A 14941-nucleotide genomic window follows, 5' to 3' on the forward strand; every position below is an offset into this window, starting at 1 on the left:
ACCTAAATTACCATTGTAGTTCTCCGACAGTAGGGGATGAGTAGCGTGTCGTACGGAGACAACAAGCATTTCGAACACATCAAGCTGCCCATGACCTGGGCGGTGATGGGGGTGGTCGGTCTGGTCTGTATCATCGCAGCCTTGATGCTGCTGGGCGACCGCAGTGAACAGGTCGAAGCGGAGGCCTACGCCAAACGCTCCGGCTTCGACAGCGCCGCGGGACCGGTCAACAACGCCATCTCCTGGCCGGTGCAAAAGGTCGGTGCCGGCACGAACTGGCTGGACGACTATTTCTTCGCGGTCAGCGAGAACCGTGTCCTTCGCACGAAGGTCGCCCAGTTGTCGCAGTATGAAAACTTGTACAAGCAGGAGCGCGACCTCAACTCGCGCTACGAGAAGCTGTTGAACCTGCGCACCGAGCCGGAAATGGACATGGTGGCGGCGCGTTCGGTATCGGTTTCGCGCGGCCCCTTCGCCAATAACCGCCTGATCGATGCCGGCTCGAAGAAGGGGATCACCTTCGGAAATCCGGTCATTACCGACCAGGGCCTGGTCGGCCGCATCGTCGGCGTCTCACCCGACGTGTCGCGCGTGCTGATGGTGACCGACGTCACTTCGCACGTTCCGGTCATGGTTATGCGCTCGGACGCCCGCGCCATGATGAACGGCGACGGCAATACCGGATACACTAAGCTCGACTTCGTCCGCGGCAGGGACAGTGTCCGCGTCGGCGACCAGATACTGACGTCCGGCGACGGCGGCATCTTCCCGCGCGGCCTGCCAGTGGGCGAGGCGGTCAAGGGCGTCGACGGCGTCTGGCGCGTGCGCCTCTATTCCAACCGCGCCCCGATCGAACTGGTCAAGGTCGTCAAGTTCAAAGACTTCTCGCAATTGCCCGACCCCTCCACGCTTCTGCGCAGTCCGCCCGTCAGCGATATCCTGCCGCCGCCCGCCATGCCCAGGGTGGATCCCCAATCCGTGGCCCAATCTCAAGCCCCGGCCCCGGCCGCCGCCACGAGCAGCAGTGCATCGCCCGCCGCAACCCCAGCGCGGCCGGTAAATCGCGCTTCGTCGTCTTCGACGGCACCGCGTCCGCGTCCTGCCGCTGCCTCCTCGTCGTCGTCCAGTTCGGCATTACCACCGGAAGCGGCTCAGACTTCGACGGCCGCCTCTTCATCGCCAGCAGGGGCTCAGCCATGAAACCCCTGATGAAGCGCGGCCTGTTCGAACGCAGCCCGCTGAACCGGGGGATGCGCGGCGGCATGGCGTCCAGGATTATCGGCCCGTGGGACTGGATTCTGGCGCCGGCGCTGATCAGCCTTGCCGCGACCATTGTCCTGGCGACGGCCTTCCAGCCGTTAGGCCTGTACCTGCCTGAACCGGTAACGCCCCTGCTTCTGGCCTTTGCCTGGCCTTTGATCCGGCCATCCTATATTGCGCCCTTTGTCCTGGGGGGGCTGGGTATCTTCCTGGACTTTTTCTGGGGTGCGCCGCTGGGCTTCTGGACGCTCAACCTCATGCTGGTCTATGCCGTCCTGGTGTTTGCGCGCACCTATATCATCGGCCAGGACTGGCTCGTCGTTTTCGGCGTCTTCCTGTTGACGGAACTCGTCTTCTTCGGGCTCTGCACCGTGGTGATGAGCATCGACACTGGCAGCGTGCCGCGCCTGTTTGGCGTTTTTGAGCAGGCCTTCGCCACCACTCTGTTCTTTCCGGCGGTGTGGTATCTCATGGAGAAGTATCTCCATGCCGATGTTCGATTTCAGTAGGGCGGTTCGTCATGGCTGAAATGTCGATCGTCTTCAACGATATCAACAAGAGCCAGGGGGTTTTCACCCGGCGCGCCTTCCTGATGGGCGGCTTCGTGGCGTTTGGCCTGGTCGCGCTGACGGGGCGACTGGCGCATCTGCAAATCCTGCAGGGCAGCAAGTACTCCAAGATGTCGGTTGGCAATCAGTTCAATTTCCGCGTCATTCCCCCGCCACGCGGCGACATCCTGGACCGCAACGGCAAGGTCATCGCCGGCAACCGCCCGTCCTTTCGCGTGATGATCGAGACCAATGAGGTCAAGGACATCGATACGACGCTGGATCAGGTGTCCTACATCCTGCCCCAGACCATAACTATGCGCCGCCGCATCCTGCGCGACATCAACCAGAACAAGCGCTCGGTCCCCACCCTGATCGCCGGTGATCTGTCGTGGGAGGACTTTTCGAAGGTCAGCCTTTACGCTGCCGATATTCCCGGTGTGGTCGCCGACATGGATCAGCTTCGGGCCTATTACCACGGCGGCGCCTTCAGCCATGTCGTCGGTTACGTCTCCAAGATCAATGCCGCCGATATGAAGGTCCAGGAGACGAGGGCGGATGCCGACCTCAACCTGCTGCACCACCCCAGTTTCCGCATCGGCAAGCAGGGGATCGAAAAGTCGTTCGACAATGTGCTGCGCGGTACAGCCGGCGGGCGCAAGATAGAGGTCGACGCTGGCGGCAAGGTGGTCGGCGAAGACGGCGACGGTTCTATTCCGCCCGAGCCCGGAACGGACGTCACCCTGACCCTTGACCTCGACATCCAGAACCGTGCGCTGGAAGCCTTTGGCACCGATTCCGGCTCGGCGGTGATGATGAACATCCACAGCGGCGAAGTCATCTGCATGTTGTCGGCGCCCAGTTTCGATCCGAATCTTTTCGTCTCGGGTATCTCGTCCAAGGCCTATCGCGTCCTGGCCGACTATGAACGCAAGCCGCTGCTCGACAAGTCGGTGGGCTCGACTTTCGCGCCGGGCTCAACTTTCAAGATGGCGACCGCCCTGGCGATCCTCGACGCCGGTATTGACCCGGAGGAACAGGTTTTTTGCCGCGGCGGATTGCAGTCCGGCAACCGCTTTTTCCGCTGTCACGGTGTTCACGGCGCGGTCAATATGCGTAACGCGCACAAGTTTTCGTGCGACACCTATTTCTATGCCATGTGCAACCGCGCCGGCGTCGACCGCATCGCCAAGTTCGCCGGCAAGCTGGGTCTGGGCCATGTTTTTGACAGCTTCGAAATCGGCGGCCAGAAGAAGGGCCTTATCCCCACCGAGCAATGGAAGCGCGAATGGTTCAACGGCAGCACAAGAGCGCGTCATCTCGATCCCAAATGGCATCCGGGTGAAACTCTGTCGGTCGCCATCGGTCAGGGCTATGTCAACGTCTCGCCGCTGCAACTGGCCGTCTTTACTGCGCGTATAGCCAACGGCATGAAGGCCGTCGAACCGCACCTGGTGCGCAAGATCGGCGATCAGGTCATCGACCACACTAAGGAATATGCCGACCTCGGCATCCCCAAGGCGCACCTCGACATCGTGCGCGGCGGCATGTGGGCGGTGTCCAACGAACCCGGCGGCACCGGCAGGACCAATTCGCAGCTTGATCTTGGGCCAAACATTCAGATTTCCGGCAAGACCGGCACAGCTCAGGTTCGCGGTTACGACAAGGCCGGGACGCGCAAGGCCGCGGAATGGAAGTACAAGGACCACGGCCTGTTCGTCTGTTTCGGGCCTTCGGATGCACCGAAATATGCCTGTGCCGTCGTGGTCCAACATGGCGTCGCCGGCGGCCGCTTCGCCGCCCCTAAGGCGCGCGAGATCATGCGCCTGGCCATGATCAAGGATCCGGAAATTCAAAAGCGCATCACGGGCCCGGTCAACACGGCGCTGGACAAGGCGGCGCTGGAACGCGGCGAGGTTGCCGGCGCCAGCGACATGCCCAATGAAGGCCTGCGGGCCGAAGCTCCGCCGGGGGATTAGAGAGTACAATGGTTCAGAGCGCCCTTTCACGTCCCGGTCAGCGGGAACGTTACGACAGCAAGATCGGCCAGATCGACTGGGTCTTCGTCGCCCTGCTGTTGATGGTCGCCGGTATCGGTGCCCTGATCCAATACAGCGTCGGCGGCATGAGCTGGGAGCCGTGGGCCTATACGCAACTTCGCAACTTTGCTTTGTTCCTGACCATGGCCCTGATTCTGGCCGTGGTCGACCTGCGCTTCTGGCTGTGGATGGCCTATCCCGCCTATGCCGTGTCGCTGATCCTGCTTGTCCTGGTCGAGCTGTTCGGTGATACCCGCATGGGCGCCCAGCGCTGGCTGGAGTTCGGCCCGGTGTCGTTCCAGCCGTCGGAATTCATGAAGCTCGCCATCGTCCTGGCCCTGGCGCAATTCTACCATGAACGCAAGCCCGAAGACGCAAACTGGTCGTGGTGGCTGCTGGTACCGGCCCTGATGATCGCCGTGCCGTCGGGTCTGGTCATGCACCAGCCGGACCTGGGCACAGCCATGCTGATCATGCTGACCGGCGGCGCCGTCATGGTGCTGGCCGGCCTTAACTGGAAGGCCATCGCAGCGGCGGCGGTCGGCGCGGCGGCCTCGATTCCGCTGGCGTTTTTCTTCATCCTGCACGAATATCAGCGCAAACGTATCCTGACCTTCCTCAACCCCGAAGGCGACCCATCCGGCGACGGTTACCACATCCTGCAGTCCAAGATCGCCATGGGCTCGGGCGGCCTGCTGGGCAAGGGGCTGGGGCTGGGCTCGCAGTCTCAGTTGAACTTCCTGCCGGAAAAGCATACCGACTTCATCATGGCAGCGGTGTGCGAGGAACTGGGCATGGTCGGCGGCGCCATGGTGTTGCTGCTGAACGGCCTTATCATCATTATGGCACTGCGTATGGCGGCTTTGTCGCACTCGCACTTTGGCCGGCTGGCGGCGTCAGGAGCGATCGCGACCTATGCCTGCTATGTGCTGATCAACGGAGCCATGGTGATGGGCCTTTTCCCGGTGGTGGGGATTCCCATGCCGATGGTGTCCTATGGCGGGTCAGTCATGCTGACGGTGATGGCCGGTTTCGGGCTGATCCTGGGCGTCAAGGTCCACCGCTACCAGGAGTTGCCCAAGCAGTCGTCCCTCCTCGCTGCCTTCGAGTAGGGAAAATCCGCATCCCTGGCCGAGCAGTGCGTCGGCTGCGCTTGCAGGAATGACGTATACCTGCGTCGCTTGCCTCCGGCTGCCTGACTCAAGGCTGCCAATTTTCCGAGCGCGCGTTTTGAAACTTGACCCGGAAAGGGCGGCTCTCCGAAAACCCTTACTGCCTTGTCCTCCACCACGTGCGGGGAGGTGTCACGCAACCGATGCCCTTTATGGGCCGAAGTGCTGCCCGCCGGCGAGGCTCGAGACGCAAGCGGCGACAATCCACAGGCCGCTGCCTGTTACGTCCCCAACGCCACCAGAGCCTCATCCGCCGCCGCGACCAACCCTTCCAATATCCCGGGATCGCTGGACGAATGGCCGGCCTTCTTGACCAGGTTGAACTTCGCTTCCGGCCACGCCTGGTGCAGTTCCCAAGCCGTCGTCATTGGCGTAACGACGTCGTAGCGGCCCTGGATGATCCACGCCGGCACGTCCTTGAGCCGGCGGATGTTTTCCAAAACCCAGTTGTCGGATTCAAAGAATCCGCCGTTCTTAAAGTACCAACTCTCGATCCTGGCAAAGGCCAGGGCGAACTCGGGGTCGGAGAATTTCGACGCGGCTTCCGAAGGGCCCTCAATCGACAATGTATCGCCCTCCCAGCCGCTCCATGCCAGGGCACAGCGCGTGGCTTCGGCGCGATCGGCGCTGTTTAGCCGCCGGACATAGGCGTTCAGCATGTCGCCGCGCTCAGTCGCAGGGATCGGCGTTATGAATTTTTGCCAGATGTCGGGATAGAGGTGCGACGCACCCTCCTGGTAGAACCAGTCGAGCTCCGATTTACGCACCAGAAAAATGCCGCGCAGGATCAGAGCTGCAACACGGTCGGTGTGTTTCAAGGCATAGGCCAGCGCCAGGGTTGAACCCCACGAGCCACCGAACACCACCCATTTGTCGATTCCCAGTTTTTCGCGCAGCCGCTCAATGTCGGCCACGAGATGCCAGGTCGTATTATCCTCCAGCGAAACGTCTTGTGAGGCATGGGGTGTCGACTTGCCGCAGCCGCGCTGGTCCAGCATGACAATACGGTAGCCATCGGGGTTGAAATAGCAACGCAGGTTGGGCGAGGTGCCACCGCCGGGACCGCCGTGCAGCACGACGACGGCCAGGCCGGCGGGATTGCCGCTTTGTTCGTAATAGATACGATGTTTGCCTTCCGTCGCCATATAGCCGGTGTCGAACGGCTCGATGTCGGGATAAAGGCGCGGCGCGGGCCTGGGCTTCGAATTGGCAGAATCGGTCATGAGCTCTAAGACAAGAGGTAAGTTTTCGGAGGCGACAGGTTTCCGGTATCACTCTAAGGCCCAAATGGCGCAAGCCACAACCTTTTTCACGACACAAAAGCGGCAGGCCGTCTTCTACATCCTGCTGTTTTCAATGACCGGCGCCAGTCTGCCGTTTATGCCGGTGTGGCTGGCCGATCACGGCATGAGCGGCGCACAGATCGGCATGATCCTGGCATTGCCTTTGCTGTTGCGTGCCGTATCCGGGCCGGCCAGCGGCCTGTGGGCTGACCGGTTCACGCTGTACCGGACACCTATGATGGTGTTTGCGGCCGCAGCGGCGCTGATCTACGCCACAATGGGCCTGTCGGAGCTGTACGGTCCATGGCGTTTCACCGCCTTCCTGATCCTATATGCCTGCGCCTATACCTGCTCGACCAGCCTGTCGCCGATGATCGATTCGATGACGATTCAACTTTCGCGCAGCCAGGGATTTAACTATGCCATCCCGCGCTCGGTCGGATCGTTCGCCTTCGTAGTCGCCGAGGTGCTCCTGGGCCTGCTTTTGGCATGGGCGCCATCGGACCTGATTCTGCTGTGGGTCGTAGCATCGGCGGGGCTTATGGCGGTGTCGGCGCGGTTCGTCCTGCCGGCCGAGCCACGGCAAGACCTGCGACACCTTCAAGGTTCGGAATCGTCGTGGCAGAGATTGCGTGTCCTGGCAGGCAATCGCGGCCTGTGCTGGCTGTTGCTGGCGGTTGGGTGTCTGCAGGCGTCGCACAGCTTCTACTACGCCTTTTCGACCCTGATCTGGAAGGACAGTGGCCTGTCAATGGCGACCTGCGGCTATCTGTGGGCGGTCGGAGTGGTCGGGGAGATCGCCTTCATGATGTTTGCCGACCGCTTTCGCCGCCGGACGGGGCCGTGGCGGATGCTGATCCTGGCGGCCGTTCTAACGGTAGTGCGCTGGGGTGTGATGGCGTTCGGACCACCACTGTGGCTCCTGTGGCCCTTACAGTTGCTGCATCTGTTCAGTTTCGCAGCGGTCTATATGGCCGGGCTGGAACTGATCTATCGCTTAGCGCCGAAAGGCTATGAGGGCCTGGCCCAGACCGTGAACGCCGCCTATGCCAACGGGGTCATGATGGGTATCGGCACCCTTGCCTCGGGGGCGGTGTTCGCCGCCTTCGGTGTCGGCGGCTATGGCCTGATGGCGGGTTTAGCAGGCGTGGGCTTGTTCAGTGCGACTTGGTTGTATCTGAAACGCGAGCGGTTTCTGGCGGCCACCTGAATTGCTGGTGTCTCGGCATTGACGCAAAGATTCTTGCCACGAACGGCACGAACAGACACGAACTTAAGGTCAATTTACTCTGACCGCGAAGCGGGTTTTTTGTCTTGATGCCGCGCAGCGGCGGTTCGTGTGGTTCGTGTTAAAACGTCTTGCGGAATGAGGACCAACCCGAAAACCAGTCTACGCGCCACGGGCCTTACCCCCACAACGACGGCCTGGGCGGATGCAGCACCGAACCGGTAATCTCCAATCCGTTCTCGCGATCCTGGGCCAGCAGCAGCGGACCGTCGAGATCGACATACTCCGCCCCCTGGGCCAAAATCATCGCCGGCGCCATGCTGAGCGACGTCGCCACCATGCACCCGACCATGATGCCCATGCCGGCCTCCAGCGCCCGCGTCTTCAAGGCCAGCGCCTCGGTCAAACCGCCCGTCTTGTCGAGCTTGATATTGACCACCGCATATAGCCGCGATACCCGGTCCAACTCGGCGCGGGTATGCAGACTTTCATCGGCGCACAACGGCACCGGGCACTCATAATTCAACAACTGCTCGTCTTCTGACGCTTTCAGCGGCTGCTCGATCAGCTTAACCCCCAGCCGTTTCAACTCGGGCGCCACCCGTTGCAGGTCCTCGAACGACAGACCTTCGTTGCCGTCGACGATCAGCCGGGCATTGGGCGCATTGTGCCGAACCGCGGCCACCCGATCGATATCGTCAGCACCGCCGATTTTCAGTTTCAGCATCGGCCGGCGGCTATTGGCCTTGGCCTGCTGGCCCATGGCCTCGGGCGTATCCAAACTCAGCGTAAAGGCCGTCTTCAGCGGATCGAACCGGCGTAACCCGGCCGTCTTCCATGCCGGAATGCCGGTCCGCTTGGCGTTCAGGTCCCACAGGGCGCAGTCGACGGCGTTGCGTGCTGCTCCGGCCGGCAGAATCTGATACAGTTCGCTGAAATTGAGCGAGGTTTCGATCCGATGCCGTGCCGCTTCCAACTGCTCGAGACAACCTTCGAGGCTTTCCCCGTAACGGGCATAGGGCACGGACTCACCACGGCCGATAAAATCACGATCATGAAGTTCGACATAGATGACCCTGGCTTCGGTCTTCGAACCGCGGGCAATGGTAAAGTGCCCGGAGATCGGGAAGGTTTCGTCGCGTACAACAAGTCTCATGACAAGCCAGGAAGAAGCTTTGGAACCGCGAATGAACGCGAATGAACGCAAATCTTGAGCGCCAATGGCGCTCGGGTTTCAAGTTTCCACATGCCTCGGCCGGCCAATCTCTGAAATTCGCGTTTATTGGCGTTCATTCGCGGTTCCAAACCTTAAATCAGATCGGAAATCGCCGCATCCAGCAGCAGGTAAGCCCTGCCGGGATCGGTCGCCAGCACATCGTTCAACGCCCGAGACGGCTCCTTCGACATTAGCGCCATATTGATCTGCTGGTCGTAATAGGTGGCGAAGTCGTTCGCCTGCTGACGCAGGTTGGCGTCGGTCAGCAAGCGCCGGCTCAGCCGGCGGATGGCCGCCGGCGCGACGCGGCGAACGACCATGCGCGCGCCCTCATTGTCCTCGGCCATGATGGCGGAAATGGTTTCCTCGATGCGCGACCGCGACAGCAGGGCAACGGCGTCGACACCCATGGCGGCGACTTCATTGATCATGATGTCGTCCAGGCTGTCGAACTCGGGATCATGCGGCGGCTGGGGCGCAGACGGCGCTGGCTCATAGGTCTGGACCGAGGCCTCGGCGCGACTTTCGGTGGTGCTGTCCATGCCGTTCAGCAGATCGCGCCACGACCAGCCGTCGGCGCCGCCCTTGTTGGCAGCCAAAGGCTGGGCTTGCGGCTGAGCCTGCGGTGCAGGCCGGGGTGTTGCCAGCTGAGGTCCCGGGGAGGGACGAGTCTCGCTAACGGGTGACAGGCGCAGGCGTTGGGCCGATTGGCTCATGGCTGTAGGCGGTGTCGTGCGCAAAGCAGGCGCCGGCTGGGCAGCCGGCGCTGCCGGCGGTTCGGCGGGACGGCGCGCCGGGACATTTCGGCCATAGTCGCGGTCGCGCACTGCCGCGTCCGCGGTGTTCTGCGGCAGGGGCTGCTCGCCGGAAATCACCCCCATCAGGCGGACCGCCTCGGTCAACATGTCATAATTGCGCTTGACGCGATCCTGGAAAGCCTGGTCGACGGCTTCGGTCTCGATAGCGGCCCGCCGGGCAGCCGCGGTCATGGCGGCGACCCCGTCTTCGACCGCCTTGCGGATCTCGTCCAGACGATCGCGCGCCATAATGGGAAGTTGGTCGGCCGAACTGGTCAGTTCGTTCAGCGCGGCGGCGACCTCAGTAATCGCTTCGCGGGCATGGGAGAAGCTCTGGTCCAGCTTTTCGGCGGTCTGGTCGCCGGCCTCGGCGATCAATTCGGCCGAATTCTCAATCAGACGTCGGGCGGCGTTGAAGCGCGAGTCGAAGACCTCGTCGGCCTTCTTGCTGGCTTCAAATATGGTTTCGTTGAGCCGGTCGACGCGGTTCTGTGCGGTCTGGGCGGCCTGGTCGGCGGCCTTGCGTGCCTCGCTGGCCGACGTGGTCAACTGATCAAGTGCGCGGCGGGTTTCGGAGATCAGATCGTCGCGGGCGTCAGCGGCCATGGTCGAGATGTTGGACAAGGTGGCGTGGATGCGGGTTTCGAACGCCGTACGTTCGTTTTCGGCAGCCCCCATGACGGAACGGAAGTTCTCTTGCGCCGTCAGCACGATGTCGCGCAGCACGTCGATGCCGCGCGCCGAGGTCTCGCCCAGGTCAACGGTGGCGACACGGGTGATCGACAGGGCCTCGGTCAGCTGGGCGCGCTGGTTCTCGATATGGACGGCAAAGTCCTCCTGGTCGGCGCGCAAGCTCAGGGCGGCCGAGACCAGGCCGGCGCGCTGCTGCGACAGACCTTCCTCGACGCTGCGGATCTGGTCGGCTACGCCGGAGCCGGCGGTTTCCAGGCGCTGGGTCTGACGGTCCAGATCGTCGGAAATGCGCCGGGCCGTGTCGGACACATCCGAAGCGGCGCCCATCATGTCGGAAGCGGTGGAGGCCAGAGAGGCTTCGGCTTCGCGCAGTTGCGTCTGGGCGAGGTCCGAGGCATCGGCGACCATGCGGGCCTGTCGATCGACGGCTTCAATGATGCCGCTCGACTGGGCGCTGAGCGATTGCGTCATCACGGCGACGGCGTCGCGTTCGTGTTCCAGCGAGCGGGTGATGCTGGCCGTGGCGGCGCGGGCGATCTGGGCGGCGTCCTGCAGCCGATCGGTTTCGCTTTTCAGCCGGTTACTGAGTTCGGCGATATCGGCATGGGCCAGGCGGACGGCGCGGACGGCGTGGTCGACCTGGTTGCGAAGGGCGTCGACCAGTTCGGTGGTTTGCGACGCGGCCGAGGCAGCGGGCGCCAGCAGGGCGTCGGCCAGGGCCGCGGTGCGCTGGGTCTGGCGCGACAGGGCGGCGGCGTTGCGCAGGGCAAAGGCGGAGGCGAAAATCAGGCCGATGGGGAATAGAGCGAGGAACGCCAGTATGGCGAGACGCACAGGCTCCGAAGCAAAGGCGCTCAACGAGCCCTGTGCCCCCAGGACGAAGGCTGCCAGTCCACCGGCCCACAGCAGGCTGACCAGGGCGGTGGCGCCCCAAAAGAGCGTGGGTGAAGCTCCGGTGGCCTTCATGACGCCCTCGGGCTCGACCTTCAGGGTCGACAGGTCGCGGCGCACAGGTTCCTCGTTCGAAGTCTTCGCGGAGGCCGGGCGGGCCGGCGGAGTGGCCTCTGGCGGGGGAGTCAACTTTGCGCTCGCTTGGGGGGCGCTCGCTTGGGGGGCGCTGGCTCTTGGGGCGTTGGGTTTGGCGGCGATAGATTCGGCGCCGAAAACCGCCTCACGCCCGAATACGGTTTCAGGCCCGAATACTGTTTCAGGAATATCGAAATCAGTCGTTTCCGGTGCCTCGGGCGCTGTCGTCGTGAGCGGCGACTCGAGGATGTCCTCGGCGGCAGAGTCCACAGGCTCAAAGGCGTCCTCGCTGACAAGATCACCGCGCGGGGTACGTCGGCGGATGCCTTTCGGTTCGGTCAGGTTCAGCGGGGGGCGGCGTGATTTCATTCAAGTATCCTGTGGCCCGACTCAGGTTCACGTCAACGGCCTTTGCGCGAAGCGGACAGGATCGGTTTCTCCCAACGCGGGAAAGCTAGCCGCAAAGGGCTAATTTAGCAAAGGATTTCATCAGATTGCGGACAGGAATTTGTCCGTTTTGTTGTCCGTTCCGGGGCTGTTCCGTCACGTGTCAGCGCCGGGGCCGTAGCGGTTGTCGCCGGGTTTTCCTTCGGCGCTGAGATTGTAAGCGACAAACACGTTGTATACTGCCAGCAGGACGAAGGCGATTGTGCCGATGCCATTGAACACAACCAACTGAAAGAAGGGGGTAACAAGCTCGAAAAGCGCAAAGAAAAACGCCAGAAAATCGCCGGAATACATGGCTTTCACCAGCACCCAGGCGCCGAATCCCGTCACGCCAAGGCCCACCAGCAGGACCGGCCACAGGAGATAGCCGGGCAAGCCGCGATCATGCAGTCTTCGGATCGACAGCTGCGCGGCGCGGTATTGGAGGTAGAGGATGACGACAATGATGACGGCGACGGCGGCAATGGACAGCGGCATGTTGTGTTTGGTGAAGGTGACCGCCACAACCGAGGCCAGGATGATACCCAGGACCGTCATCCAGTCGAGCTTACCGGCGGTGTCCTTGTAGGCGCGACGGCCGATGCGGCCGTGGGTATTCCATGTCAGATCGATCATCCCAACCTCCGTAACCCTGTTAACCAAGTTTACGCGATGACTCAGTGTCCTGTACAGGCCTATTGCATGTGGGATGTTTTCCACCGACCACATTGACGGCAAGGTTTCCTGAACGCTCGTGTAGCGACATTTGGCAGGAAGGGGTTGAAGCCACGAATGGACAGACAAGGCCGCTTCGCGGCATCAGAAAGATGCCAAAGTTCGCCTGGGCGGTAACAAAGACATATGTGTTTGTCCCGCAGTTTCGCAAAGGCTGGGATGTTGTCGCCGCCAAGACAATAGGATATCGCTGGCACCATGCCGCCGTTTCCCGCTGTCGAATCCCGTGACGATGTCACTCTGGCCACCCTGTCCCTGGCGGTAGCCAAAGCGAAAACACCTGTCATTTTCAAAGGCGTGGTACGCGACTGGCCGTCCGTCCGGGCGGCGCTGAAATCCCCCGACGCCCTGATCGACTATCTCAAATCCTGCGACAACGGCACGCCGGCGGCGACCTTTCGCCAGCCAACGGGGGACGGCAGATTCTTCTACAACTCCACCATTGACGGCTTTACCTTCCAGCGCGGCAATTTGCCGGTCTCGGTAACTCTGGAACGCTTACGGAAAATCCAGAACGAGCCCGATGCCGAACATATCTACATCCAGTCGGCGCCGGTCAGGGACCATTTGCCGCGGATGAAGGCCGAGAACCAACTGCCCGGCGTTGAGGCCGAGCCGCGTATCTGGATCGGCAACACCTCGATCACCCAAATTCATTTCGACCTGTCGGAAAACCTGGTGTGCATGATTGGCGGCAAGAAACGCTTTATCCTCTTCCCGCCCGATCAGTTGCCGAACCTGTATATGGGGCCGTTCGAACGCACGGTGTCGAACGTGCCAACCTCGATGGCCAGCCTCGAAAGCCCGGATTTCGCGACCCATCCGCGCTTCGCCGAGGCGTTGAAATCGGCGACGGTGGCCGACCTGGAACCGGGCGACGTGCTCTACATCCCGTACATGTGGTGGCACCATGTCGTGTCGTCGGGCGGTTTCAATGTTCAGATGAACTACTGGTGGAACCCGGCTTTGGATATCCAGGCGGCCGGCGGCCAGCCGATGCAGGCCCTGGTCCTGGCGATGCTGGCTGTGCGTGATTTGCCCGAGGATCAGCGCGACGCCTGGAAAGGCATGTTTGACCACTTCGTCTTCCAAAAGAACGGCCCGCCGGCCGAGCACCTTCCGCCCGACCGTCGCGGCCTGATGGGTGACATGACCTTCGAGCAGCGTCTGGGCCTGCGCAGACATCTGGGCAAGAACCTGGCTGAGGATTGAGACGTCGTGTCTTCTTCGCGTCTTCGCGCCTTCGCGTGAAACGCTCGCCGTCGTCGCCGACAACTCGGTCGAAGAAAGGATGCCTCACGCGAAGACGCGAAGACGCGAAGGCTCAGCCTTCCAGCGGCTTCGACCGCGGCAGTTCGATCCCACTGGAACTAAAGCCATATCGGTTGGGCCGGCGGAGTCCGGGGATGATCAGCAGGAACAGTTGCCCGACCGTGACGGCCTTGTCGACAAGGCTAACCGCGGTGGCCTGCCAGGTGAGCGGCGCAGCTGTCATCGGATCGAAATCAGCCGCGGTCACCGGCAAAAACAGTTCGACGAAAAGGCCACTGAACAGCAGCATGGCCACAATAGCCGGGAGATTGATATCGTGCAGCCGCTTGGCATAGAGGCAAAACTGGCCATAGAGCACAACTAAACCGATCACCATTTGAACACTGTCGCGGAAAATCGCCAGGCCTGTCGGCAAATCGGCGGCGAACAGTCCGGGGCCCAGCAGGAGGACCGGGAAGACATATTGGATCAGGATCAGTATTAATCCGTAATAGAAGAAGGTCAGCCGGTCGATCCGGTCGCCCGGATGGAAGATACCCCGGATAACCGGGGGCACATAAACGCCAAGCCGCATAGTTTCCCCTATCGCCCGCGTAAACGGTCAGCCTTTGTGCCGTTCCCTGAGGATATCCAGCACAGGCCCTAACCCTGTCTCCCGGGCCATCAACAGGACGCTAAGATGATACAACAAATCAGCGGCTTCGTTATGCAGTTCGTCGAGATCGCCGGCGCGGCCGGCAAGCGCCGTTTCCAGCCCTTCCTCACCGACCTTCTGGGCGATCTTGGCGATCCCCTTGTGCATCAGCCGGGCCGTGTAGCTATCGGCCGGTGATGCCAGGGCGCGCTCAGTGACCACCTTGGCGAGGTGAGCCATGAAACCGATACCCGGCGCGGTCTCCATTCCGAAACAAGACGTCGTCTTGGTATGGCAGGTCGGGCCTTCTGGTCGCGCCAGTACCAGAAGCGCGTCCTCGTCGCAGTCGGCCAGGACGTGGTCCAGCACGAGCACATCGCCCGAAGTTTCGCCCTTGCGCCAGAGCCGGTCTTTCGAACGGGAATAAAACACGACCTGCCCGCCGGTCAGGGTTTCGCGCAAGGCGTCGGCGTTCATATAGCCCAGCATCAGGACCTGACGCGTGTCGACATGCTGCACGATAGCGGGCACCAGTCCGCCGGACTTGGCGAAGTCGATGCGGGCGATGTCGGCGACGCTGAGGGGGTTGGGCAGGTGGTGCTGCTCGGGCAT

Annotated in this window: 12 protein-coding genes; 6 read left to right on the top strand and 6 right to left on the bottom strand. The window is 62.0% G+C overall.

What is annotated here, in order from left to right; all coding sequences use genetic code 11:
* The first annotated feature begins 36 nt into the window (after nt 1-36).
* The 4 genes from mreC to rodA are packed head-to-tail and all read left to right on the top strand — an operon-like array spanning nt 37 to nt 4959.
* Complete coding sequence (gene mreC / locus ABAC402_RS29255; protein WP_023449296.1) at nt 37-1200, top strand: rod shape-determining protein MreC; 1164 nt, start codon at nt 37-39, stop codon at nt 1198-1200.
* Entirely contained in the window at nt 1197-1769 is a 573-nt protein-coding gene (locus ABAC402_RS29260; protein WP_052025293.1) for a hypothetical protein, read from the top strand. Before mreC ends, ABAC402_RS29260 begins: the two co-directional genes overlap by 4 nt.
* Before the next feature lie 11 nt (nt 1770-1780).
* The gene (gene mrdA / locus ABAC402_RS29265; RefSeq protein ID WP_023449298.1) at nt 1781-3787 is read left to right on the top strand and encodes a penicillin-binding protein 2; all 2007 of its coding nucleotides are present in this window, start codon (nt 1781-1783) and stop codon (nt 3785-3787) included.
* An 8-nt stretch (nt 3788-3795) separates the two neighbouring features.
* On the top strand, nt 3796-4959 hold the full coding sequence (rodA, locus tag ABAC402_RS29270; RefSeq protein ID WP_023449299.1) for a rod shape-determining protein RodA: 1164 nt from the start codon (nt 3796-3798) through the stop codon (nt 4957-4959).
* A gap of 281 nt (nt 4960-5240) precedes the next feature.
* On the opposite strand, the gene pip is transcribed toward rodA, so the two are convergent.
* A complete protein-coding gene (pip, locus tag ABAC402_RS29275; RefSeq protein WP_023449300.1) occupies nt 5241-6242 on the bottom strand; it encodes a prolyl aminopeptidase in 1002 nt (333 codons plus the stop codon).
* 64 nt (nt 6243-6306) lie between these two features.
* On the opposite strand from pip, the gene ABAC402_RS29280 reads away from it, so the two are divergent.
* Nucleotides 6307-7512, top strand: a complete 1206-nt coding sequence (locus tag ABAC402_RS29280; RefSeq protein ID WP_023449301.1) for an MFS transporter — start codon at nt 6307-6309, stop codon at nt 7510-7512.
* A 196-nt stretch (nt 7513-7708) separates the two neighbouring features.
* On the opposite strand, the gene dgcA is transcribed toward ABAC402_RS29280, so the two are convergent.
* The 3 genes from dgcA to ABAC402_RS29295 all read right to left on the bottom strand — a co-directional run bounded on the left by dgcA (nt 7709) and on the right by ABAC402_RS29295 (nt 12324).
* Nucleotides 7709-8686: an N-acetyl-D-Glu racemase DgcA gene (gene dgcA, locus ABAC402_RS29285; RefSeq protein ID WP_031235507.1), complete on the bottom strand. Its 978-nt coding sequence runs from the start codon at nt 8684-8686 to the stop codon at nt 7709-7711.
* Nucleotides 8687-8838: 152 nt separating this feature from the next.
* On the bottom strand, nt 8839-11631 hold the full coding sequence (locus tag ABAC402_RS29290) for a hypothetical protein (RefSeq protein ID WP_023449303.1): 2793 nt from the start codon (nt 11629-11631) through the stop codon (nt 8839-8841).
* A gap of 174 nt (nt 11632-11805) precedes the next feature.
* Nucleotides 11806-12324: a DUF805 domain-containing protein gene (locus tag ABAC402_RS29295; protein WP_023449304.1), complete on the bottom strand. Its 519-nt coding sequence runs from the start codon at nt 12322-12324 to the stop codon at nt 11806-11808.
* Nucleotides 12325-12621: 297 nt separating this feature from the next.
* Here ABAC402_RS29295 and ABAC402_RS29300 point away from each other — a divergent pair, with 297 nt between their 5' ends.
* Complete coding sequence (locus ABAC402_RS29300; RefSeq protein WP_023449305.1) at nt 12622-13635, top strand: cupin-like domain-containing protein; 1014 nt, start codon at nt 12622-12624, stop codon at nt 13633-13635.
* Between the two features lie 112 nt (nt 13636-13747).
* Here ABAC402_RS29300 and ABAC402_RS29305 read toward each other — a convergent pair whose 3' ends face one another.
* Both ABAC402_RS29305 and hisIE read right to left on the bottom strand, forming a co-directional pair.
* Entirely contained in the window at nt 13748-14269 is a 522-nt protein-coding gene (locus ABAC402_RS29305) for a DUF805 domain-containing protein (RefSeq protein ID WP_023449306.1), read from the bottom strand.
* Between the two features lie 27 nt (nt 14270-14296).
* Complete coding sequence (gene hisIE / locus ABAC402_RS29310; protein WP_023449307.1) at nt 14297-14941, bottom strand: bifunctional phosphoribosyl-AMP cyclohydrolase/phosphoribosyl-ATP diphosphatase HisIE; 645 nt, start codon at nt 14939-14941, stop codon at nt 14297-14299.

Source organism: Asticcacaulis sp. AC402 (assembly GCF_000495835.1).
Taxonomy (GTDB): domain Bacteria; phylum Pseudomonadota; class Alphaproteobacteria; order Caulobacterales; family Caulobacteraceae; genus Asticcacaulis.